This is a genomic window from Bordetella tumulicola, from assembly GCF_965138755.1.
Taxonomy (GTDB): Bacteria; Pseudomonadota; Gammaproteobacteria; order Burkholderiales; family Burkholderiaceae_B; genus Bordetella_A; species Bordetella_A tumulicola.
This window is the reverse complement of record NZ_CBCSFP010000002.1, coordinates 477,250-499,039: the sequence shown is the minus strand read 5'-3', so window position 1 is coordinate 499,039 and position 21,790 is coordinate 477,250. Positions and strand designations below refer to the sequence as shown.

General features: G+C 56.4%; 21 protein-coding genes. 7 read left to right on the top strand and 14 right to left on the bottom strand.

What is annotated here, in order from left to right:
• The first annotated feature begins 129 nt into the window (after window positions 1-129).
• A complete protein-coding gene (gene gshA / locus ACNAZS_RS07965; protein ID WP_415788866.1) occupies window positions 130-1,704 on the top strand; it encodes a glutamate--cysteine ligase in 1,575 nt (524 codons plus the stop codon).
• A gap of 59 nt (window positions 1,705-1,763) precedes the next feature.
• Here the strand turns inward: gshA and ACNAZS_RS07960 are convergent, their stop codons facing one another.
• The 3 genes from ACNAZS_RS07960 to ACNAZS_RS07950 all read right to left on the bottom strand — a co-directional run bounded on the left by ACNAZS_RS07960 (window position 1,764) and on the right by ACNAZS_RS07950 (window position 5,147).
• A complete protein-coding gene (locus ACNAZS_RS07960) occupies window positions 1,764-3,122 on the bottom strand; it encodes an ankyrin repeat domain-containing protein (RefSeq protein WP_415787965.1) in 1,359 nt (452 codons plus the stop codon).
• A gap of 153 nt (window positions 3,123-3,275) precedes the next feature.
• Window positions 3,276-4,367 carry an ankyrin repeat domain-containing protein gene (locus ACNAZS_RS07955; protein ID WP_415787963.1) on the bottom strand — a complete coding sequence of 364 codons (1,092 nt, stop codon included), beginning with the start codon at window positions 4,365-4,367 and terminating at the stop codon, window positions 3,276-3,278.
• 162 nt (window positions 4,368-4,529) lie between these two features.
• A complete protein-coding gene (locus ACNAZS_RS07950) occupies window positions 4,530-5,147 on the bottom strand; it encodes an ankyrin repeat domain-containing protein (protein ID WP_415787961.1) in 618 nt (205 codons plus the stop codon).
• A gap of 308 nt (window positions 5,148-5,455) precedes the next feature.
• Here ACNAZS_RS07950 and ACNAZS_RS07945 point away from each other — a divergent pair, with 308 nt between their 5' ends.
• Window positions 5,456-7,267 (top strand): hypothetical protein, encoded by a 1,812-nt coding sequence (locus ACNAZS_RS07945; protein ID WP_415787959.1) that lies wholly within the window; start codon window positions 5,456-5,458, stop codon window positions 7,265-7,267.
• 17 nt (window positions 7,268-7,284) lie between these two features.
• On the opposite strand, the gene ACNAZS_RS07940 is transcribed toward ACNAZS_RS07945, so the two are convergent.
• On the bottom strand, window positions 7,285-7,620 hold the full coding sequence (locus ACNAZS_RS07940) for an STAS domain-containing protein (protein ID WP_415787957.1): 336 nt from the start codon (window positions 7,618-7,620) through the stop codon (window positions 7,285-7,287).
• A gap of 89 nt (window positions 7,621-7,709) precedes the next feature.
• Between ACNAZS_RS07940 and ACNAZS_RS07935 the strand changes: the two genes are divergently transcribed.
• The 5 genes from ACNAZS_RS07935 to ACNAZS_RS07915 all read left to right on the top strand — a co-directional run bounded on the left by ACNAZS_RS07935 (window position 7,710) and on the right by ACNAZS_RS07915 (window position 13,149).
• Window positions 7,710-8,177, top strand: coding sequence for an ATP-binding protein (locus ACNAZS_RS07935; protein ID WP_415787955.1), 468 nt, complete (start codon window positions 7,710-7,712; stop codon window positions 8,175-8,177).
• Window positions 8,178-8,442: 265 nt separating this feature from the next.
• Window positions 8,443-10,401 (top strand): SpoIIE family protein phosphatase, encoded by a 1,959-nt coding sequence (locus tag ACNAZS_RS07930; protein ID WP_415788864.1) that lies wholly within the window; start codon window positions 8,443-8,445, stop codon window positions 10,399-10,401.
• 56 nt (window positions 10,402-10,457) lie between these two features.
• Window positions 10,458-11,612, top strand: a complete 1,155-nt coding sequence (locus ACNAZS_RS07925; protein ID WP_415788862.1) for an ABC transporter substrate binding protein — start codon at window positions 10,458-10,460, stop codon at window positions 11,610-11,612.
• Window positions 11,613-11,781: 169 nt separating this feature from the next.
• The gene (locus ACNAZS_RS07920) at window positions 11,782-12,363 is read left to right on the top strand and encodes a BspR family type III secretion system anti-sigma factor (RefSeq protein ID WP_415787953.1); all 582 of its coding nucleotides are present in this window, start codon (window positions 11,782-11,784) and stop codon (window positions 12,361-12,363) included.
• Window positions 12,364-12,591: 228 nt separating this feature from the next.
• Window positions 12,592-13,149 (top strand): RNA polymerase sigma factor, encoded by a 558-nt coding sequence (locus ACNAZS_RS07915; protein WP_415787951.1) that lies wholly within the window; start codon window positions 12,592-12,594, stop codon window positions 13,147-13,149.
• On the opposite strand, the gene sctC is transcribed toward ACNAZS_RS07915, so the two are convergent.
• The 10 genes from sctC to sctN form a co-directional block, all read right to left on the bottom strand.
• Window positions 13,122-14,888 (bottom strand): type III secretion system outer membrane ring subunit SctC, encoded by a 1,767-nt coding sequence (gene sctC, locus ACNAZS_RS07910; protein ID WP_415788860.1) that lies wholly within the window; start codon window positions 14,886-14,888, stop codon window positions 13,122-13,124. The two genes, ACNAZS_RS07915 and sctC, sit on opposite strands and share 28 nt — an antisense overlap.
• A 71-nt stretch (window positions 14,889-14,959) precedes the next feature.
• On the bottom strand, window positions 14,960-15,355 hold the full coding sequence (locus tag ACNAZS_RS07905; RefSeq protein WP_415787949.1) for a type III secretion system chaperone family protein: 396 nt from the start codon (window positions 15,353-15,355) through the stop codon (window positions 14,960-14,962).
• Entirely contained in the window at window positions 15,352-16,407 is a 1,056-nt protein-coding gene (gene sctU, locus ACNAZS_RS07900) for a type III secretion system export apparatus subunit SctU (RefSeq protein WP_415787947.1), read from the bottom strand. Before sctU ends, ACNAZS_RS07905 begins: the two co-directional genes overlap by 4 nt.
• Window positions 16,404-17,204: a type III secretion system export apparatus subunit SctT gene (gene sctT / locus ACNAZS_RS07895; protein ID WP_415787945.1), complete on the bottom strand. Its 801-nt coding sequence runs from the start codon at window positions 17,202-17,204 to the stop codon at window positions 16,404-16,406. Before sctT ends, sctU begins: the two co-directional genes overlap by 4 nt.
• A gap of 18 nt (window positions 17,205-17,222) precedes the next feature.
• Window positions 17,223-17,486, bottom strand: a complete 264-nt coding sequence (gene sctS / locus ACNAZS_RS07890; RefSeq protein ID WP_415787943.1) for a type III secretion system export apparatus subunit SctS — start codon at window positions 17,484-17,486, stop codon at window positions 17,223-17,225.
• 16 nt (window positions 17,487-17,502) lie between these two features.
• A complete protein-coding gene (sctR, locus tag ACNAZS_RS07885) occupies window positions 17,503-18,186 on the bottom strand; it encodes a type III secretion system export apparatus subunit SctR (RefSeq protein ID WP_415787941.1) in 684 nt (227 codons plus the stop codon).
• Window positions 18,183-19,349 carry a type III secretion system cytoplasmic ring protein SctQ gene (gene sctQ / locus ACNAZS_RS07880; protein ID WP_415787939.1) on the bottom strand — a complete coding sequence of 389 codons (1,167 nt, stop codon included), beginning with the start codon at window positions 19,347-19,349 and terminating at the stop codon, window positions 18,183-18,185. The genes sctR and sctQ overlap by 4 nt, the downstream gene beginning before the upstream one ends.
• A complete protein-coding gene (locus ACNAZS_RS07875) occupies window positions 19,339-19,941 on the bottom strand; it encodes a hypothetical protein (protein WP_415787937.1) in 603 nt (200 codons plus the stop codon). The genes sctQ and ACNAZS_RS07875 overlap by 11 nt, the downstream gene beginning before the upstream one ends.
• Window positions 19,938-20,444, bottom strand: a complete 507-nt coding sequence (gene sctO / locus ACNAZS_RS07870) for a type III secretion system stalk subunit SctO (RefSeq protein ID WP_415787935.1) — start codon at window positions 20,442-20,444, stop codon at window positions 19,938-19,940. Before sctO ends, ACNAZS_RS07875 begins: the two co-directional genes overlap by 4 nt.
• On the bottom strand, window positions 20,441-21,772 hold the full coding sequence (sctN, locus tag ACNAZS_RS07865; protein ID WP_415787933.1) for a type III secretion system ATPase SctN: 1,332 nt from the start codon (window positions 21,770-21,772) through the stop codon (window positions 20,441-20,443). Before sctN ends, sctO begins: the two co-directional genes overlap by 4 nt.
• Between the last annotated feature and the right edge of the window lie 18 nt (window positions 21,773-21,790).

The window sequence follows — 21,790 nt, the reverse complement described above, 5'->3', positions numbered from 1 at the left end:
TACGGTCTCCATTGCACATAATAGTACGATCGGATTGTCTCCGATCCCAGGATCATAGCGAGGTTACCTCGGCAGAAAACCCTCACTCCCCGTAAAATCCGGCCTCGATATTAAAAAACTCCTATGACTGTGACCGATACCGCTGCCAGCCGCTTGGCCCGCCTCCAGGCCCATACCGCCCTGCTCGCCCAGACCCTGCGCGGCATCGAAAAAGAAGGTTTGCGCGTCGATGCCCAGGGCCACCTGTCCCGTACACCGCATCCTGCGGGGTTAGGCTCTGCCCTGACCAACGCCTACGTCACAACGGACTATTCCGAAGCCCTGCTCGAGCTGATCACGGGCACCCACGCGCGCGTCGACTCGCTGCTCACCGAGCTGGAAAACACCCATCGCTTCGTCTACAGCGTGCTCGAGAACGAGACGATCTGGAACCAATCCATGCCAGCGGCCTTGCCGGCCGAGGCAGACATCCCCATTGCCTGGTACGGCACATCCAATACGGGGATGCTCAAGCACGTCTATCGACGCGGCCTCGCCGAACGCTACGGTAAAGCCATGCAATGTATCGCTGGCGTGCACTACAACTTTTCGCTGCCCGACGAACTGTGGGACATCCTGGCTCCCGGCTCCTCGGACTCGCGCGACCAACGCTCGCGGGGTTACATCGGCCTGATCCGCAATTTCACCCGTTACTCTTGGCTGCTGATGTACCTGTTCGGCGCCGCGCCTGCGCTATCGCGCCAGTTCATGGGCGACAACACGTCGCAATTGCAAACATTGGGTGCCGACACCCTATATTTACCCTATGCCACCAGCCTACGCATGAGCGACCTGGGCTATCAAAGCAAGGCCCAATCACAGCTCAAACTTTGCTACAACGACCTGGACACCTTTCTGGGTCGCCTCTACGAGGCAGTCACTCAGCCCTGGCCCGACTACCAAGCCATCGGCACACACCGCAATGGCGAATGGATCCAGCTCAACACCAACGTCCTGCAGATCGAAAACGAGTACTACTCCAGCATTCGCCCCAAACGCGCCACGGGCCGCTGCGAACGTCCGATTACCGCGCTATCCCAGCGTGGCGTGCAATACGTCGAGGTCCGTTGTCTCGACATTGATCCCTACGAACCCGTGGGTATCGCCGCCGACACGGCACGTTTCATGGATGCATTCCTGCTGTTCTGTGCGGCGTCTGACAGCCCGTATTTCACAGAAAATGGCTACTGCCAACGCAGCGCGGATAATTTTTCTCTTGTGGTCAAAGAAGGCCGCAAACCGGGCTTGCAACTTGATCGCGACGGCACCGCTATCGGTCTGCCCGTCTGGGGCCATGAGTTGCTAGACCAAATTGCGCCTTATGCCGCGCTGTACGACCAAGCCATAGGTGGCGACGCCTATGCACGTGCATTGCAAGCCCAGCGCCACAAGCTGGACCATGCGGACGACACGCCTTCGGCGCGCCTGCTCAGCGACCTGCGAGACAGCGGGCTGTCGTTTCACGACTACTCTCTGCAACGTAGCCGCCAACACGCGGATACCCTGCGTGCCCAGCCGTTACCATCGGACGTCGCGGCCGCGTATGCCGAGGGCGTAACGCAATCCCGTGACGAGCAAGCCCGACTGGAGCAGAACGACGAAGTCGACTTCGATACCTATGTCGCGCAATATCACGCTGCGCTAAAGGCACCAAAGTCGACTTGACGCAAATACTATCGAGTAACGCGAAAGCGTTGTTCGATAGTATTTCTGCAATAGTAAATCTACACGGGCTGATTGCCCGTACTACTCTCGGCTGACGAAGAAGCCTCTTGTGCTCGCAATAGCTCCTCAAGGAACGCTTCGTCCTGGCGCTCGCGATCCGACAGCTTCGGTTCAGAGCTCTTTGCTCCGTACCTTCCCAACAATGTCACGGTGTCGTCATTGTCATCGCGTTGCGCCACCCACAAAGCAGTCGCCCCATCGTCTCTCTTCGCATTCACATCCGCGTTGTGTTCCAGCAGCGCCTCGACTGCAGCGTAATTATCGACCTCGACGGCGACAAACAATGGGGTCCTTCCCCGCCCGTCTGTCATGTTGACATCAATAGAAGGCACTTGAATCAGACGCTTCAAGCCAGACGGATTGGATCGAGAAGCAATATGCAATGCGGAGGCTCTATCCAGGTCCGTCGCGTTAATGTTGGCCCCTGCCTTAATGAGCGCATCCAAAACGGTGCCATCGGCTGCGCGTGCCGCGTGTAGCAATACGGTGCACCCTTCTTTGCTCTGGACCTCAAGGTCAGGCTTGAGGCTTAGCAGGAATTCCAGTGTCCTGTACCCACCACGCGCTTTAGCGGCAAAATCCACCGCACGCATCGAGAGCGTTTTCCCTTCATTGTCTGTCTTGTCGAGATCAGGCGAACACTGATTGACCAGGTGCTTCAGAATGGCGGAGTCTTCCATCGAGACAGCGAGGTGCAAGGCGTCGTCTCCATAGTCATTTGCAATGTCGATACGCGCACCATGCTTACTCAACACTTTTACGGCATCGAGACTTTTCGCTTTAATGGCCAGCATGAGCGCGCTGTTTCCGTTGTTGTCCTGACGGTTGATATCGGCCCGGAGTGAACTCGCATCATCAGTCGAGCCGGCCTCAAAACCCAACAACACTTTCACGGCATCCACAAACCCCGAAACAGCGGCCCACATCAATGCCGTGTATCCACGATTATCCACAGCGTCAGCTGACACATTCGCCGCTAACAACGCCTTGAGAGCGACCACATTGTTATTTTCTGCCGCGTATGACAAAGGGGCCCGGCCCAGGCCGTCGGGACGATCAAGAAGATCGTGAGGGACTACGCGAATCAACGTGTCCCACATCTCTTGATTGTCGACCTGACCCAGAACGTCATTCCATCCGCTGTCGATATCATCGCGAAGACCCTCGATCAGTTGCTGCCTGCTATCGTTCGCGAACAACGCTTTTACGCCGTCTGCATCGCGGTTCTTAACGAGATCGCACAGCGTACCCGAGTCCGACTCTGATTGATGTTCGCCCTCTAGCGAGGTTTCCGTAGTCGCCGATGCGGTATGACTGGAGAAAAAATCGATCGCAGACTTTAAAGCATGGGAAATCATGATTGCAGCACTCCGCTTGAAAATCATCGCACCTGGGGCTTCGAACGCGAGGCGCGGTGCAACGGGTTGAACTCCAGCCATGAGTAACGGCAAGGCCGGATGAGTTCCACCGAGAAAGCGTCAAAAACATGCCAGCCAGCGATACTTTCTCTATCACTCAAGATCGGGATGCTGACCAACCACAAGCATTGGTGCCAGGCTTATCATGGCCTTCTCAGGAATAATCTGATCCCGGGCTCGGGCCATATCGTCCGCGGATCGGCCTCGCGCGTTTGTGCGTGTAGGATTGGCCCCGACCTCACGAAGGTACTGCTCGAGAGGCTTATTTCCAGTCCAGGCCGCGAACATCAGCGGCGTCTGGCGATATTCGTCTGGATGATCGACGTCTGCCCCGTTATCGATGAAAAGCTCGGCAACCTGTCGATCTCTCACATAGAAAAGGGGTGTTCTTTTCTCCCAATCGCTCGCGTTTACATCGATGCCATGCTCGTCGATTAAATAGCGCACCATGTTGGCCTCTTGGCGAATGGCAGCGTAATGCAACACCGACCGCTCGCGGCGGTCGCGAGAATGAACATCGGCTCCCGCCTCCACCAGCAACTGAACCGTGTCAAGCGAGCCTGTGTGCACGGCGCACATCAACGCATCCTGCCCTGAGCGATTCTTCAGATGCACATCGGCCCCCTTCTCAATCAGAAAAGCGACTACCTCGACATACCCGTATCTCGCGGCCAGACTGACCAGACTATTTTGTTCGGCATCGAGCGTATTGACCCTAGTCGCTCGCACCTCATAACCCAGAAAATTCTTTATGGTGCTTACGGTGGGCGAGACTAGCGTAGCAATCTGGGCACTGTATGACATATTCGGGGATGGCAACAACTCCCGCAAAACGTCTATCTGATCATGCTGCGTAGCGAGCACCAGAAGGTCCCGGCCACTCTCGTCAGGGAGCTCAACAAAATCGGAGGGCAGCGTGCTCAGCATGGCGCGCAATGCCTTGACATGACCGACCGCGGCAGCCGCATGCAACGGTGAGTGCGCTGACTCCCTTATCCCTTCGGCAATCAGCGCAACATCGGAAGCCCCGCCGAGAAGGTCCTCAATGGCATCCACGTCGTTATTTTCAACGGCGCCGATCAATGCCGCCAATAGCGCTGCTTTGCGCTGTGAGGTGTCGCCGAGTGCCGGCAAGTAACGCAACGCGTACTGGCCAGCGGCATAAAGAGAAGATGCGATCATCATTATTCCAATCCTTTAATCAACGAATTACCGAGGTTGACACAGCAGGCGTCAGGCAATCAGGGTATGGCATGCGCTATGAGTAACCCGTCTGTGCGTCAGGTTCCGGCCGTCTCGCCACTAGGCCGTATGGGGGTATTCGAATACATCACCTGGTATGCGGCATCAGCCGACACCCTCGTGTGCCACGCCGCGCACCTCTTGAATCAGGGAGATATCACGGTGCTGAAGCAAATACTCCAATACGGAGAAGTTTCCATGTTTCGCCGCAAGCATCATGGCGCCGCATCCATTCGCATCCAACGCTCGTGTTTCAGCTCCGCCCTCAATGAGTTTCTCCAAGGCGAAATAACATGTGCCCTTTGCTGCGCGCAGTAGGGCGGTACATCCCTCGCCATCACACAGCTCGGCATCCGCTCCCGACGACAGCAGGAAATTCAAGACAGTGGGATCAAAGTACCTATCCGCATAATCGGCAGCATGCATCAAGGCCGTCACGCCGTTCCGATCCGCGGCGTTGATATCAATGTGCGCTTGATCACACAGCAGACGAACGACAAACAGCGCATTACGCTTGGTGGCGAGGCTGAGCGCCTTCTCGCCTGTATGGGTGATGCTGTTGACGTTTGCGCCTTGATTGATCAAGGCTGCGGCGACATCGTAGTTCTCTTCCTGAAGGGCCAGCAGCAACGCGACACCCCCAGCGCTATCGCGGTCCAAATCGCCGCGACGCCCGATATCACTGGCGGGTTGGAGAGTCACGGACGAACGAGCATGGGTCATTGAAACACTCCACTCACAAGATCGTTGATTTGTTAATCGGGCCGGATTGAATATAGCCAGCCCTATCGGCCATCGTGAGTAACTCGAAGCCAGCATCGGGTTCCCAGTGTCGGATAGAGATTTACCCTGATGCAACCTCATCGCTGCCCTTTCAGAGGATTGTCGGCTCACGTTTTTCCCGCTGCTGTGGAACCGAGCACCGACTGGAGTTACCTACGCAGACTGAAGGATTTCCTTCATCCCGTCGACAAAACCTCTACGGCCCATGTCTTGCATTGGCGTAATGCACAATTTCGGAAACCCAGAATATGCGCCTTTTACCGCAGCTATTTTTTTCCTTCGGTCAACACCCCTTTGATGTGAGTCTTGATCCATACACCTTCGATGTGCACCAGAGTCCTAACGCCGAAGCCAGCCATGCTGCACACGGCGACAAACAAGACACGACCTCTGCCGTCACGCAAGTCCCGCTGTCCGAGGAGTACAACCTCACCGGTCTACTCCGGTCCGATACCGCACCTTCGTTATACGAGCGCAACTGCGCCGCGCTACGGGAACTCCAGGACGAGATTGGCTCAGCGCTACGAACCTTGGATGAACAGTTGCGCAAGGTGGACGCCAGCCACCAACGCATCATGCCGCTGTCGCTGGATCAACCCGCCGCCACATTGAGTTGGCGTGACACCGCCACGCGGTGGCACTATCAGGTTCAAGCTGCCGCCTCCGTTACGATATCCACATTGGGGTGGAGCGCGCTCGTGACCGGCCTGCCCTACATCGCCGGCCGCTTCACGGACAACCTTCTGATATCGTCGGCAACATGGCTTGGCGCGGGCTACGTCGGCGCCAACAGGCTACGCAACATCCCTGATGGACAGCGCCACCAAACGGCCAGCGGGCTGATAGACACCAAACTGCTGGAAATACAACCACTGCAGCATCGACTGGCGCTCCTGCATAAAGAAGAAACAACGCGCCAGCAGGCTATGACGCGCGTCATCACCATGTTCGCAGAGCGCCAGCAGCATCTCTGCCATCTCGAGCAAGCGTTCGACGCACTGACCCTAGCGCTCGGGACCAAGGTCCCTACGACCGACGCTCCATTACCCGACTCAGCATTTCTGGCGTCGCTACGCAGCTTCGTGACGGAAGGACTATCGCCCATGATTCGGACGATGAATCGCTTCATAGCCGCCCTATGGAGCTTGGTAGAACGGTACGCCGCCTATCAGGCCGAGCGCGCTTACCACCAAGGAGAGGGGAAACCCGTTCTCGCCGCGCTGACAACGAAGCCATTGGGACGAAGTACCAGCATCGTCAATGACCACTACCGTTGCGCTTTAGCGAACTACGAGTGTGCCAGTGGCCTGGATATATCGCAGGCCGACGTGCGTCGCCAGCTCTACATGGGCGAAAACATTGCCTATGCGCTCACGTCCAGTACTGCCCCAACACCTGGCGCGGTGATTTTCCAGGGCGACAGAGAACGTGTCGTCGTCACGTCCAATCTCACGACAACGCGTGCTTTAGCCTGGTATTTCGACTCGGCCGCTGATCAGCCACCATCTGGCGGCGCCGCGGCTTTCTCCGCCGTTCAACGCGCTGACGACGGTAGCCTATTGATTGCGGACCCTGACGGCAAGCTGTATGACTTTTTAATGCAGGCGCCCTGCGCCTATACCCGTGCGATGTTCAATGCCAGGGATTCCGTCGATGACCTCGACACAGGGAGATTTCACGTGCTCGACTACTATGCGGGATTCCCGAGGGCAACCAAAGGAATGCAATTCGAGCGCGATCTGGGCAAAACAGGAGCCTTCGCACTACGTGTGACGCTACTGAAGGACACTCCGGAATACGGTATGGTGTTCAAAGCCATCCCGCTGGCCGATAAACATCACCTCGCCTATCGCGTCACTGCCACCAGCCCACCCATCACGAGCCGCACGCACCTGGCAGCAGCGCATTATGAGAGCATATCGACAGAGGAACTACATCGCACTCGCGACCATCTCATTGACGAAATGCGGCATCAAATCCATTTGCTGAAAGGAGAGCTGAAGCAGCTATCCGAACTCGAGAACTGGGAAAACCCCTGCTTTCACACCCAGCCCGCCTGAACCCGGTGCAGCGTCGATCAGCGCAGGAGCAAAAGCGCCTCGCCACGGGACGCTGCAACCGTCAGGATGCCAAGAAAACCACTGATTTCGAAAACCTCGAGAACCTTGGGCTGTAAGCCGCACAGTACCAATTTTCCGTCCACCTGTTTGAGCCTTTTAGCCAACAGCAGTACGACTCTCAACCCCGCACTGGAGATATAGCTCAATAGAGACAGATCCAACACCACTCGCCGCTCGCCCTTATCGACTTGCGCAAGCAAATCAATTTCAATCGCCGATGCATTGCCGCTATTCATCTGCCCCTCGGCAGACACCACCACTGCACCTTCAATCTTATCGATTTCAAGAGCCATTTCATCGCCTCGTAAACGTGACTAGCGCGCAAGCACCTTAATTGATCAATGGACGGATGATACGCCAACACTCACGCCAGAAAGCAAGAATGCTCCAGCAAACCGATACGCTTGATCTCTCTCCTGGCGTACATGCCGTCAGGTCGGCTACACGATGGCTAGCATCAATCAGTGATCGCGAGCGGTGGTCGGCGGCGCTTGCTTTTGCCCTCACACTTTGCGTGGACGAGGCCCTCACCAATGTCGTTTCCTACGCGTTCTCTCCCCTCGATGCCATGACCGCCGGTCGGCGCAGCGGCGATCAAGCCCCTCCCTCCATCCATCTGCGCTGCACCCTGCTGGCTCAGCAAGTACGCATCGAGATTATTGACAACGGGCGATCTTACGACGTCACTCGCACCGCCCCCCTTTCCTTGGCTCAATCGTTGGACGAGGCACGGATAGGGGGACTTGGCTTGCACCTGATGCGTCATTACTTGTCCGATATGTCGTACCGCAGACATGAGAACAAAAACCATCTGACGCTCATCATCAACACCCATGATGGCGCTACATAAGGCCTGACGCCACACCCTAGCGGCGCGCAAGCCGCGTATACCTCGGTTGCTTTCAGGTTTGGGCTTTCACCTAAAAAACGGAACCAATTACCCCTTAGGGTTACTCACTCTCGTTGGACAGCACCTAATTCTCATTCTTTTCCGGGCGCGATCCGCTCCGATTTTCCCTCTTTGTTTTTCTTCTTTCTTCATGCCTTTCCGGACGCTACATAGCAAGATCTTTGTATTGGTCACCGGGACCCTTATCACCATTGCGATAGTCGTGATGCTGACATCGCAGCGCAATGTCACCGATACCGTCATGAGTAGCGAGCATCATGCCATCCGCAATGTGATGTCGCTCATCCAGCATGATGCAGCATCGCGTTGGTCCGCCATGCTCAACAACAAAATATCGGTCGTGCGCAACGGGCGGCGCCAGCTTATGCAGACCGGGGACGTCATCGCTGCGACATTGGAGTCCTATGCCCATTTGGCCGACGACGGCATCGTGACGGAAAAAATCGCCCAAACACTTGCTCGCGGCTGGATCAATGACCTCCACCTCGATGACGATCGTTATGCATTTATTTTTGATGCACAGCATCGCGTACTGGCCAGCGGTCTACCCGGCATGATCGGTCACGATCTCTCCGAGCTACGGGATTTTAAAAACCGACCGCTGGCCCAGTCTGTGCTGGACGAAAGTCGTGACTCCGGTTACAGCTTTGCAATCTACCGCCGCCCTGGCAGTCCGCGCGCCTCGATACGCTCGTCCAACGAGCCGACCGAGCTCTCCGACGACAAAACGCGCTATGCCTATTTTGGCTATTTCCGGCCCTGGAACTGGGTATTCGCCGTCAGCGATAGCACAGCGGCAGTGATCAGTCAGATCGAGGCGCATCGTGCGCAGATGGAGCAGTCCTTGCGCGAGACGCTATCGCCGCTCAGGCTGGCCCATTCCGGGTTTGTATTCATCGTGGCCGACGACGGCCGCATGGTGGTACCGCCACCAGACACCCACACCAGTCTACTCAATGGTCTCTTCAACAATGGCCAACCATTTCGACAGCGTCTGACCGAGTCTGCGCAAACGGATTTCCAGATGCTACGTATCGACGGTGCCCAGGGGCCCTGGCAAGTGGGCCGTGTGCGATTTTCTCCATTGCAGTGGACGATATATTCCGTGGTGCCCGAAGGCGATTTAACCGCGCCCGCGCGCGAACTTCTCCGAAATCAAGCCGTCATTTTCGGGGCCATGCTAGTGATCGCCTTGTTCTGTGCCTGGCTGCTCGCCGCGCGTATCGTTCGGCCACTCAAGACATTGACGAGATTTGCACACCAGCTCCCCGAGCAGGCGCTGCATGCGGAAGACCGCTTTCCAATACACATCGCCGCCCTGCCTGAGCGCTACCAGGACGAAGTCGGCCGACTCGCTGCGGCCTTTTTATATATGGACGGCAAGCTACGCGAGAACATTACCCGATTGATGAAAGAAACTGTCGCCCGAGAGCGCTTCGAGAGCGAACTCAATATCGCCCGGGCGATTCAACTGGGTCTACTGCCAATTCCGCTGTCTCGTGTCGCACAAGAGCGTGTCGACCTGCACGCATTGATGCGGCCCGCCAAACAGGTCGGCGGCGACCTTTACGACTACTTTATTCTGTCAAACGGAAAACTCTGCGTTGTCATTGGCGACGTATCGGACAAAGGCGTCCCGGCCGCGCTGTTTATGGCCATCACTCGTACGCTGATACGAGCCACGGCCGAAGACGAAGTCGATCCAGCCCGCATCGTGCACAAGGTCAACGACCGATTGGCCGAAAACAATCCAAATGTCATGTTCGTCACTTTGCTTGTGGGCGTTCTGGATATGGCCACTGGCGAACTGATATGGGTTAATGCCGGACACCTGGCACCCATGGTTATCGATGCATGTGGTGCCGTGCGCACACTGGCGGGACGCAGCGGACCTGCTTGCGGCGTGCAGGAAAACATGCCCTACCGGACTTACGCCGCGCAACTGCAAATCGGAGAGACATTCATTGCCTATACGGACGGCGTTACCGAGTGCGTGAACCGGTGCAACGAACAATACGGCAATGATCGACTGGTTGAAACACTGACCCATCCGACAACCTCGACCGAACGGCTAACCGAACGTCTCGTCCGTGATGTCGACACCTTTGCGGCGGGCGCCGAACAGATTGACGACATTACTCTCCTTGCGCTCTGCAGAAAATGAAAACGTTATTGACTCGCATCGCCATACTGCTGTTTGTCTCGCATGTCGCCGGCGTGATGACTTGCACGGCGGTAGCCGGCACGCCTACAAGGGCCGCTTCCGTTGCCCCCGGTAATGCACCGTCGTCCATTACACGACAGCCACTCGTCAGTGCAGTGACCCCCACACTTCGGCCCGACGGAAAAAAATGGCGACTGGGTTACCTTGGCAGCGGAGAGCATACGGAGTATCCCCGCACGCTGCGAGCTATTGTCCAGGGACTGGCTCAGCTCGGCTGGCTATCGACACCTGAGCTACCAGCCGATCTGAGTAGCGAACAATTATGGGCATTCCTGGCCGAACACACGACGAGCGCCTATCTGGAATTCGTTCACGATGCCTGGTGGCAGCCAGGGCATTTTGACGCCGAACAGCGTCCCAAAGTCCGCGATGCCGTCATGGCACGCCTGTCGACCCTGTCGGACATCGACCTGATTATTGCCATGGGAACCTGGGCAGGGCAAGACATGGTCACGCTCGACGCGCCTGTACCCACTATCGTCGCGGCGGCCAGCGACGCTGTCAGCGCCCACATCGTGGAGTCGCCCGCCGACAGCGGCCTGGACAACCTACTGGCCCGAGTCCAACCAGAGCACCATCAACAACAGGTCCGGCTATTTCACGACATCGTGCCGTTTAAACGCCTGGGATTGGTGTACGAAAACACCCCAGAAGGAAAGACCTATGGCGCGGTCGACGCCGCACAGCAAGTTGCCCGAGAGCGAGGTTTTGACGTTATCGCCTGCCATGCTCGGTCGACTGGCCTCACCCGAGAGCAAGCGTCCAAAAATGTTCTCGACTGCTACCGGCGGCTGGCGCCAGACATCGATGCCGCCTATGTCACCCTGCACATCGGCACGGCAGACACCACGACCGGGCATATCGCGCAGATACTACGTCAGGCTCACATCCCCAGCTTTGCCATGCTCGGGTCCGAGTATGTCGAACAAGGCATCCTTCTTAGTTTGGCTCAGGCGGACTACGCCTACGTCGGCCTGTTTTATGCGAAAAGCATCGCACGCATTTTCAATGGCGCCCAAGCCCGTCAACTCAATCAGATATGGATGGATCCCCAAAAGCTCGCCATCAACCTGTATACCGCTCGCCTGATAGGCTTTGACCCCCCTGTCGATGTCCTGCTTGCCGCCGACGAAGTATTTGAAAACAACTAGGTTTTTCTACTGTCCCCTATAATGACACGGTAAATTTCAATACGATTGATTTACCACGCGGATGTCGTGCAGTGAGTTGGAACTTCCTTTGATCTAGCGGTACTCAGGTTAGGTAAAACTCAGCCCTTCTCCGTTAACCCGACCCCATACAAGCCCCTCAATAGGCAGCATGAATAACTCATCGGTTACACCCTCGTCACCGTTGCTATCCCTTGAAACGTTTACCGAAGCAGCAAAAGCTGGCCAACATGTTTACGTCACCGTCAATGGCGAACAACGTCAGGTACTTGGCTTGGGAAGCACTCCGCAGGGCCGCAGTGTCGCGTGGTTGACCCCGGACGTTGATACCACTTCTATGTTTACCCGAGCCCTCGAACACACCTATGGTCCTGGCATTGCCAGCGCCGTCGCCCGCGAGCTCGGGCTCATGCCGAACCCCGGCAAAGCCCTCTCGTCACGTAGCGTAGAAGCCGCGGTCGATATGGCAAACACCTCACGTCATGCCTTATCCGGGGTTGATTTTTTGTCGCGTATCGGCACATCGTCCGTGGCCAATACCTCAGCGTTTCAGCAAGCCTGTCACGACGTCAACGTCGATCCCTCAACCGTCACCACCGAACAACGTCAATGCCTGGATCAAGCCATGCACGTTCGCTTCGAACAGGCTTACGCCACAGGACAAAGCCCGGTCTCTCCGGCGACTGCCAACCAATGGTTGCGTGAATTGCTGCAACAGCCCCAGCGCGACTGAGACCAACATCCCCCTGATCGCCTCCTACTGCACAGCTGATGTGACAAATCAGCACATAAACGTTGCAGTTCTTATTACTAATAAATATAATTATTGCAACATTTTTACACTAATAACGATAACAAAATAAATAAACTGTGTTAGTCTGATATTTATAGTAACGGTATCGAGCCAACCTTGGCCTCTACTTGTTTGCCCCCTGCTGGTCCCACAGAAGGCTAAACCTCAGTGACCGGATCCGACGACACAGATCTCCCCAAGAGCGGTGACACCGCCCTGCTTCATGAACTAGTACTCAAGCATTCAGACCGCTTGCAGCGCTTCATCATGAAACATATCGGCAACGCCACCGAAGCCGAAGAGCTTGCTCAGCTAGCCTTTGTCGAGGCGGCCGCATCGTATAGAGCCTTTCGTGGCGAATCTCAATTGTCATCCTGGCTGTATGGCATCGCCCTGAACCTGGTACGCAATTACCTGTCTCGCGCCCCAGAGCGCCGTCACGAGTTTGTCAGCGACGCGGCCCTGGATATGCAGGCTTCGTCGGATCTGACGCCCGAAGCGCAGCTTGCCCAAAATCAAACCATGGCGCTATTACATGAATCCATCAGCGAACTCCCCGCCAATATGCGCGAGATTCTGCTGCTCGTTGGCATGGAAGAACTTTCCTACGAAGATGCCGCTGTCCTGCTATCCGTTCCCATAGGGACGGTACGCAGCCGTTTGTCTCGGGCACGTACCGCGCTACGCGCAAAATTACATCAGAAAGGATTGTCGTTAGATATGTAGTCTGCGGCACGGATGGGCGCTTCCTCGTTGGCGCCCCCTATCGGTCGCCGAATGATGCGCGTATCTTCGTTCTGATCGGCCAACTCCAAAGCGTCCCCTCCCATCATTGGGCGCCGTTCGTCCCAAGTCAGATTAAGCAATCTCGTCACATTCTCAGCCCATGATTGAGGCACCGGTTTGCCGTTGATCGCGACCACTCGTGGCCGAATCAAAAACAACCGTTCGCGACGCAGCGACGTCTTGGCGCGATTGGAAAACAGCGCACCCAAAACCGGGATGTCTCCCAGAAAAGGTACCTTGTCGACCTGTTCGGTGTCCTGGCTACTGTTGTAGCCTCCGATCAACAAGGTCTGATCATTGCCCACCACCGCCAGGGTACTAATATTGCTGCGCCGTACCGTAGGTAAACCGTCAATTTGACGCTCTTGCTGAATACGGCCATCTTCAATATCGATGGTCAACTCCACGCGCATGCCTTCGGCACTCGGAATATAACGGGGGGTCACGCGCAACGACGTGCCTGCCGTAATAGGCGTCACCGTTGCCACTTTCTCACCACGCGTCTGAACATAAAATGTATCAGACACGTCGATCAAGGCACCCATATTGTCCGTCGTCAGAATCGACGGCTGAGACAGAATACTGGCTTGCCCCTTGGTCTGCAACGCCCGCAAGCGTAAAGCCAATGTGCTTCCGACGCTCAGGCCTATCGTGCCAGGAGATATCCCTGCCGCACTGTCGATCGGCAAGGTGCCATTAGGTGCGAGCGCCAAGTTTCCATAACCTAAAGAGGTATCGCCAACAAGTGCTCCCCAAGAAACACCTAACTCACTGATCAAGTCAGAGTTCACGTCGACAATCATGGCCTCAATCTCGATCAAGGTGCTCGGCACATCCAATTGTTCAATCAACTCACGATAGATAGGAATGCGATCAGGAATATCCTGAACAATGATGGCATTCAAACGAGCGTCTGCCTGTACAGTCGGCTCGCGAAAGCGCAGGCTTCTGCTGGGGGAGGAAGATCCGGTGCCCGCCGGCGAGCTCTTGACGTTCGCCGCTTCGGTCCCATCCGAGCCCACCGGAAATAGCGGCGGGCTTTCTCGTAACGGCGCGGCAATGGATGACAACGTTTCATTCGTCGCACCACCACTATCGCCCATAATCAGGTTACGTAATACTGTTGCCAGCCCCGGGGTCACCACCGACTGGTCTCGATAGGTAACCGTACGATCATTAACCGTCGCATGCTTGAGTTTAAACACCGCGACTTCTTGGCCACCCGCTCCCATCGGCAGCGCGGCCACCGTACGGGCGACCAGATCGACATAACCCGGCGGGCCCGATACCAGTGCAATGCCCTGATCCGGCAACTCTCCCCAGCCAAAGCGGGGATCCAAAACGCCCAATTGATCCAGTGCCGCACGCAAGGCGGAGATCGAGCTGCCCATCGCGCTGATGGACCGGGTCTTCATATCATTGCTTCGGCTGATAAACAGGGTCCCCGCGTAGACGAACCACGTAAACCCATACACCCCACCCAGTCGATTCAAGAATTCGGTTGGGGAGTTGGTGTTGAACTTTCCGTTTACCGTACCTAATACATTCGGGCCCATTTGCAGAGCCAAACTAAAGCCGCCTGCAAAGTCGCGCAACAGTGCGGGCAAATTTTCCTGATTTGCATAATAACTGTAGGGCACGTTCGGCCAATTCGGCGCGGCCGACCCGGCGCTGACCATACTAAATGACAACAGACTTGCCAAGATAGATCGCTTGAACACTCGGACTCCTGTCACGCCACGAAAATAATTCAACTGAGACGCCCCAAAGCACCCACCCAGAACGACAACGCATTCACAAATTGCGCCATGGACTCTTCCATAGAAGCGTCGATTGACGGTGCCACCAATTGCTGCAACCACAGGCTGGTTTCTCGTGGATCGATCACACACGTCGCCGCGTAGGCGCTCAGCGCACCCACCGCCAAGCTGCCAACCTGACACAGCCAGTCGTCGCGCGTCACCCCCTCGACGGGCACATTGACCAGCCGGGAAAGCAAGACCACGGCGCCTTGTTGCGTGGCCTGCAAGTGCACGCGGTATTTGTCGTCCACCACTACTGTCAAGCGGCCAGGAAACGGCTGCGGCACGAGGATGTCGTGACGCGCGGCGTAGTCCACGATTAAAGGATGAGCCTTTGGGGTCATATAGCCTCCGTACCGTCGGTCAACTTTCTCACCAGACGCAGCGCTTGCGCGACAGGTTCCAGCAGCTCCGCGGGAATAAATTGCTCCACCTGCGCCGTGCTCCATAATGCCCGCGCCAGCGGAACGTTCTCCAGCACGGGAACACCGGCTTCGATTGCGACACGTTTTATCGTTTCCGCCGCGGCGCCCTCGCCTTTGGCGACCACTTGAGGCAGCGGCGTATCATCCATCTTGTAATAGAGCGCCACGGCCAAATGGATAGGATTCGTAATGACGACCGAAGCCCTTCGCACGGCTCGTGCGCCACCTTGCATGGCCATCTCCTGATGCAGGTGCTTGCGCTTATGCTTGATAAGCGGGTCGCCTTCCATTTCTTTGTATTCCTGTTTGACCTCGTTCTTGCTCATCTTCAAGCCCTTTTGATACTGCATCCGCTGCCAGACAAAATCGGCGATCGCGATGATGATGTAGACGAGAGCCACATTAAGCAGCAAGGTCGCCATCATGCTTCCAACAGACTCCCCCAGGCCTTCCAAACCGGTACGAGGTACTGCCATTAGCTCGGGCAACTCATCGCGTATGACGATCGTGATCAGCACGCACAGGAAAACTATCTTGATAAGGGATTTGAGCGACTCGATGAGATTTTTCTTGGAGAAGGTACTTTTAAGGTTCTGTAGCGCATTCAATTTCTTTCCGGATGGCTTGATTTTCTCGAACGCGAGCACAAACCCCACCTGCAGATACTCTGCAAATAGTCCGACGAGCAACACAATCAGCACAAAAGGAAACACCACGCCGATAGCCTCTTTAAGCGCCGCCGCCAGCGCGGTGGGCAACGCGACCGAAAACGGCATACTCACCAACGTAGAGGGAATCAACAGCAGGCGGCCCAACGATTCGGTGATGTTGCCCGCATTCAGGCACATGTAGCCAAACAAACTCAAAATCAACAGCGTCTGCGTAAAATCCTTGCTATGTGCAACGTCGCCTTTGCGTCGCGCGTCACGCAGTTTTTTGTGACTTGGCGGTTCGGTCTTTTCTCCGCTCATGGCGCCCGCCATTGATCATCAAGAAACGGCAAAATCGTAAGCACATCATCATTGGTGTCACGGGCGTACTCGAATAAGGTGCTCATGTACAACACCAGCACCAGCAGCGCCAGCGCGCTCTTGATGGGCATGGCCAAAAAAAACACTTGCAGTTGCGGCGCGAATCGACTTGCCAAGGCTAGACCAAGTTCGGCCAGAAACATGGCGATCACAGCAGGCGCGGCCCACAGCAACGTCATACGCATGAGCCGGGAAAACTGGTCCAAAATCAACGGCGCGCTTTCTCGACTCAACGTCGGCGTCCAGCTCCAAAGATCCCACAAGCGATAGCTGTCATACACCATGGTCAGCGTCAGCGCGAATCCACCGCTGACCAGAAAGAACACGATAAATGCCTGGTTAAACAGAATGCCCAACGGAGACGAGTCGTCGCCCGTGGCGGGGTTGAGTATGGATCCCATACTCGCGCCACGCTGGTTGTCTACAATGAATCCCACTGCCTCAAAAACCCAGAATGGAATAGCCGCCAGCAGACCCAGGGTCAGTCCGATAAAGACCTCCTTCCCGATGATCAGGATAAGCGCCAGCGCATGCAAATCCAGGCGGGCGTACTCGGGCATCAACATAGGCACCAGCAGCAGCCCCAATGCTGCCGAAACGGCATAGCGCAACATGCCCGGCAATACCTGCCGATTGAATATCGGTAACATCACGCAGAGCGCCAGAATGCGAGGCTGCGTCAGCGCCAGAGTGCCCAAAAACAACTGAGCTTGAGCATAGTTCGTCCCATCTATCATCGTTGACTGGGCGCTCCGTTAGACGCGATGCAAAACATCGAATATCAAGATCGTGAAGTTATAGAGCTCACCACTGAGCCAGCGCGCCGTTAATAGAATCGTGGCAAACACCGCGATCAGCTTGATGGCGAATGACAACGTCTGCTCCTGGATCTGCGTCAACGCCTGAAACAACGAAAACAAGGTTCCCACAATCGCTGCCACCGCAATGGGCGGCATAGAGAGCCACAAGACCAGGTACAGCGTCTGCGTCATATACGACACGATATCGACACTTTGCATTTTTATGCCAACCCCATCAACGATAAGAAAGGACGAGACCCTGGATCAACCGAGTCCACCCATCGACCATGACGAACAGGAATAGCTTTAACGGCATCGATATCGTGACCGGCGATACCATCATCATGCCCATAGCGAGCAAAATGTTCGATACGATCAGGTCGATGACGATGAACGGTAGATACAACAGAAATCCCAACTGAAAGGCGGCCGTGAGCTCGGAGACCAAAAAAGCGGGGATCAACACCAGCAGATCGGTCTCCTGTAACTTGCTCGCCTGTTCGGCACCCCACAAACGTTGAGCAGTTCGCATAAAGAAATCACGCTGCTCGGGGTTGCTGTTTCTGAGCATAAAAGCCTGCATCGGTGCCGCGCCGTTCTCCAGCGCACGCAAGATGCCGGTCAGTTGCACCGTCGACGCGTCTGGCGGCGCGATTCTCGACTCGTTGGAATAGACTGCGGAATCGTGTCGAAGGCTCGCGCCTATCTCGTTGATAACTGGCGCCATCACATAAGCAGAAAGCACCAGCGCCAATCCGTACAGTGCCATATTGGGGGGCACCTGCTGCACCCCCAGGGCGTTACGAACAAGCGCCAATACGACCGCGATTTTCAAGAATGATGTCGTCATCACCGCGGCCAACGGCACCAACGCCACTAGAGCGAGAACAACCGCCAGGGTGATTGGATCGACGTTCATGCTTCGGGCACACCCAGCGCGCGCAGCGTCACGCCGACTCGGCCCTCGATCTCGACCAGATCCCCCGTTCCCACCCATGCGCCATTGGCCCGGATGATCACAGGTCCGGACGCCAGCGGGCGCGACAAGTCGAACGTCTCGCCCGGCTGCAGGCGACGCAACTCGCCCAGCGTCAGTTGACGTTCGCCCAATGAAAAGGTCAGCCGTACAGGCACCGCGTCCGCATCAAACACCTGTACAAACTCGTCAGTAGCACGCTCATCGTCGAGATCGTCGTCCCGCTCATCCTGAGCATCCGGATACTTTGGGATTTCATTCATCAGCGAAGTCCAACTTTGAGTCACACAATACGAATCAGCCTGCGGCCGAACACACAGGCCCTGAGCGCCGGCCACAAGCCATAAGTCACCCCCAGGCGTCACCCGATAGTGATCAATAAAAACCGTATCTTGCGCTTGCAATTCACGTAGTCCCGCAGCGCTAAGCACCGTCCAGCCCAGATCGACACCTATCGTTACCGGCAACTTGTGATCATCCAGGCCGTTCAACGCAGAGGGCACCTGCTGAACCAGATTGGCGATCAGCATCAGACCCAACGCATCGGTCTCCAGCACGGCATACGCCACCTGACGAGTCGCCTCATGCCGGATGGTCACGACCCACGAGTGGGGCAGCGAATGGTCTACGAGCCCTTCCGCCGTCACATCTGGGCGGCCATTAACGTTGTTCACATCGATGGCTGCGCAGACCTGTGTCAGCAGCGTCTCTATCGCAAACGCCTGCATGGGCTCGTCTAACGCGTCCGTGGGAATCCCCGCCAGACTCCCATTTATCCAGGCAGAGATCGCCGCATTCGTTAGATGCACGCAAAACTGGGCACCGGCCCACGCCAGATCTCTTCGAATCGTGCAGGCGGCCCGCAGTACATCGGTCTGTCCTTGGGCAAATCCCAATTGCCAAATGGACGCGCCTCCACTTTCTCCATCTGCAGTCATCGTGGGCAACGAAAGTACCTCGCCGTCAAGCGGTGGCAAGCTCAACGTCATCGCCGCGCCGTGCCTGGCAATCAAGCTAAGGGCTTGCGACTCCGTGCGCGTCAGTCGTGGCAAGGCGGGCGCAAGAAACGTGAGTACGGGTAAGGTGTGCGCGGCTTCAGAGGTCATGATTCTCGCCCCGTGCGTCAAGGATGGGATCGCCATCCGCTTGGCGGATATGTGCGGCGCTTGAGTCGTCTGTGCGTACATATACGCGTGAAGCCCGTTCTATCTGATTCGCGAACTCGGAGGCCAGGTTTTCGAAAATGTCGCACAACGCCAGGTGGGAACGCTCATCGGCACACTCAAAATCGACAACGACACGGCCATCCTCCTCGTATACTGAAAGGGTGACGTCAGGCAGAACGTCATCGGCCAGATCCATGCTGATCCGACGCTTGTCTGTTCCGTCTCGTGAGACATAAAGACGCTGCACGGTGTCGACGATTAGCTCGATCAGACTCAGAGACTGAGGGGTCGCCACTTCGGCTGTCGATACGGGTTTACTTTCCCCAAATAGGTCAAAGGGCGTCGGCATCGGTACTGCCTCATCCTGATCGCTGGCATCTTCGGGCGCTAACGCCTCAGAGAAGGCCCGCTCGTGGGCATGGGCATCGAATTTTCCGGCAGAGGGCAACGTGGTTTGCCCTTCTGGCTTATCTGTCAGCCGGGCTGGCTCACACTGAGCCGAGCCCATTCTCTGATCGCGTTCTGCTCTCATATCCGCTCGACCTCCTCGTGCTCGCCCCATTCAACCCGCTCCCACGCCAGCGACGCCACCTCCTCGAGTTCGAGGTCCTCGTTGTAATCTTGTAATCTAACGAGAGAATCCATGTGGACGTCTGTCAGTTCAAGAAATTTTCCGCTCATCCTGACGGTCTGCCGATGGGCATCGCGACACGCTTGCAACGCCAGTCCGGCTTGCTCCCTGTTCTCCTTCGCCCGATTTGCCGCGGCCTCGTGAGCTTCCTCATCGGTGCGCAACGAAGCAACCTCTTGCAATACGTGCTCGATGTCTCGCACCTGCACCACGCGGTGATAGAGACGCCTATACAGGTCTCGCTCGCGAGATTCCGCCCACAAACGAAAATCCATCAGTTGATTCTGCGCCCGCTCGCTTTCACGCTCTGCCTCGACACAACGTTGCCGTTCACGCATCACGGCAATTTCAGCCTGTGTCTCGCGAAATCGTTTGATGGCAAGTATCTCGTCGAACAAACTCATGCCGTCTCCGTTATTGCTTGCATTGCCGCTAACGCTTCGTGCAACGTGGAATGTTCGTCTATGCGTTGACGCAGAAACTCGGTAATCGCGCCATATTTTTCAATTGCCTCATCGGTCGTGGCGTCGCCGCCCGTTTTATATTCCCCGATTTTGACCAGCAGCTCGACTTCTTGATATTTGGCCAGCAACTCGCGTAATCGACCGGCGGCGCGCTTGTGCTCGTCGCTGACCACCGAATTCATGACGCGACTCACCGATGCCAGCACGTCAATGGCAGGATAATGATTGGCAGACGCCAACTTCCGGGACAACACAATATGACCATCGAGAACGGACCGCGTCTCGTCCGCAATAGGTTCGGTCATATCGTCTCCTTCGACCAAGACGGTATAGAGCGCGGTGATCGAACCATGTTCGTTCATTCCCGCCCGCTCCATGAGTTTGGGTAGCGTGGCAAAGACGGAGGGAGGATAGCCACGCCGCGTCGGAGGCTCCCCCGCCGCCAAGCCGATCTCTCGTTGCGCCCGCGCAAAGCGAGTCACCGAGTCCATCAAGAACAACACCCGCATGCCCTGATCGCGAAAGTATTCCGCAATAGCCGTCGCGACATAGGCTGCCTTGGCACGCTCCATCGATGATTTGTCGCTGGTCGCGCACACGATGACACTTTTTCGACGCCCTTCCATCCCAAGCTCGTGCTCGAGAAACTCCCTGACCTCCCGACCACGCTCGCCGATCAACGCCACAACCGTGACGTCAACGGCAGCGCCTTTCACGAGCATGCCCATCAGCGTGGACTTGCCGCCCCCCGCGGCGGCAAATATTCCCAGGCGCTGGCCTTCGCCGCAGGTCAAAAGGGCGTCCAACGCGCGCACGCCCAGGTCCAACGGACGATCGATCATTCGACGTTTGAGCGGATCGGGAGCGTCGGCGAAAACCGGATAGAACTTGCTGGCTTCTAGTGGACCGTGCTCCGCTTCATCGAGTGGCCGCCCCAATCCGTCCAGCACCCGTCCCAGCAGTCCGGGGCCGACCGGTACCCGGTGCGCACGCCCCGTCGGAATCACTTCGGTTGCAGTCGAGATACCAAACATGTCTCCGATCGGCGTCAGCAACGCCGCATCGCGTATCAAGCCAACGACTTCGCCTTTCATCTCGAAATCGTCGCCCGGATTACGCAGAATGCAGACTTCGCCGACCTTTACTGCCGGCACGACGGCTTTAATGATGGTGCCCGTCACCTGAATGACCTTCCCCTTGATACGCAAGGTCGGTGCATCCTGCATCGCCAGGCTCATCATTTCGCTGATGTAGTCGAATTGCCGCAATCTCTCTTCCTCTGGCGT

Coding starts and splice junctions, on each gene's coding strand:
- ACNAZS_RS07960 (WP_415787965.1), bottom strand. CDS start 3,122: ATGATTTCCCATGCTTTAAAGTCTGCGATCGATTTTTTCTCCAGTCAT.
- ACNAZS_RS07905 (WP_415787949.1), bottom strand. CDS start 15,355: ATGACCCCAAAGGCTCATCCTTTAATCGTGGACTACGCCGCGCGTCAC.
- sctO (WP_415787935.1), bottom strand. CDS start 20,444: ATGAGTTTGTTCGACGAGATACTTGCCATCAAACGATTTCGCGAGACA.
- ACNAZS_RS07920 (WP_415787953.1), top strand. CDS start 11,782: ATGAATAACTCATCGGTTACACCCTCGTCACCGTTGCTATCCCTTGAA.
- sctC (WP_415788860.1), bottom strand. CDS start 14,888: ATGGTCAGCGCCGGGTCGGCCGCGCCGAATTGGCCGAACGTGCCCTAC.
- sctR (WP_415787941.1), bottom strand. CDS start 18,186: ATGAACGTCGATCCAATCACCCTGGCGGTTGTTCTCGCTCTAGTGGCG.
- ACNAZS_RS07930 (WP_415788864.1), top strand. CDS start 8,443: ATGCTGACATCGCAGCGCAATGTCACCGATACCGTCATGAGTAGCGAG.
- ACNAZS_RS07925 (WP_415788862.1), top strand. CDS start 10,458: ATGACTTGCACGGCGGTAGCCGGCACGCCTACAAGGGCCGCTTCCGTT.
- sctS (WP_415787943.1), bottom strand. CDS start 17,486: ATGCAAAGTGTCGATATCGTGTCGTATATGACGCAGACGCTGTACCTG.
- ACNAZS_RS07935 (WP_415787955.1), top strand. CDS start 7,710: ATGCTCCAGCAAACCGATACGCTTGATCTCTCTCCTGGCGTACATGCC.
- sctT (WP_415787945.1), bottom strand. CDS start 17,204: ATGATAGATGGGACGAACTATGCTCAAGCTCAGTTGTTTTTGGGCACT.
- ACNAZS_RS07955 (WP_415787963.1), bottom strand. CDS start 4,367: ATGATGATCGCATCTTCTCTTTATGCCGCTGGCCAGTACGCGTTGCGT.
- sctU (WP_415787947.1), bottom strand. CDS start 16,407: ATGAGCGGAGAAAAGACCGAACCGCCAAGTCACAAAAAACTGCGTGAC.
- ACNAZS_RS07945 (WP_415787959.1), top strand. CDS start 5,456: ATGCGCCTTTTACCGCAGCTATTTTTTTCCTTCGGTCAACACCCCTTT.
- ACNAZS_RS07875 (WP_415787937.1), bottom strand. CDS start 19,941: ATGAGAGCAGAACGCGATCAGAGAATGGGCTCGGCTCAGTGTGAGCCA.
- ACNAZS_RS07950 (WP_415787961.1), bottom strand. CDS start 5,147: ATGACCCATGCTCGTTCGTCCGTGACTCTCCAACCCGCCAGTGATATC.
- ACNAZS_RS07940 (WP_415787957.1), bottom strand. CDS start 7,620: ATGGCTCTTGAAATCGATAAGATTGAAGGTGCAGTGGTGGTGTCTGCC.
- sctQ (WP_415787939.1), bottom strand. CDS start 19,349: ATGACCTCTGAAGCCGCGCACACCTTACCCGTACTCACGTTTCTTGCG.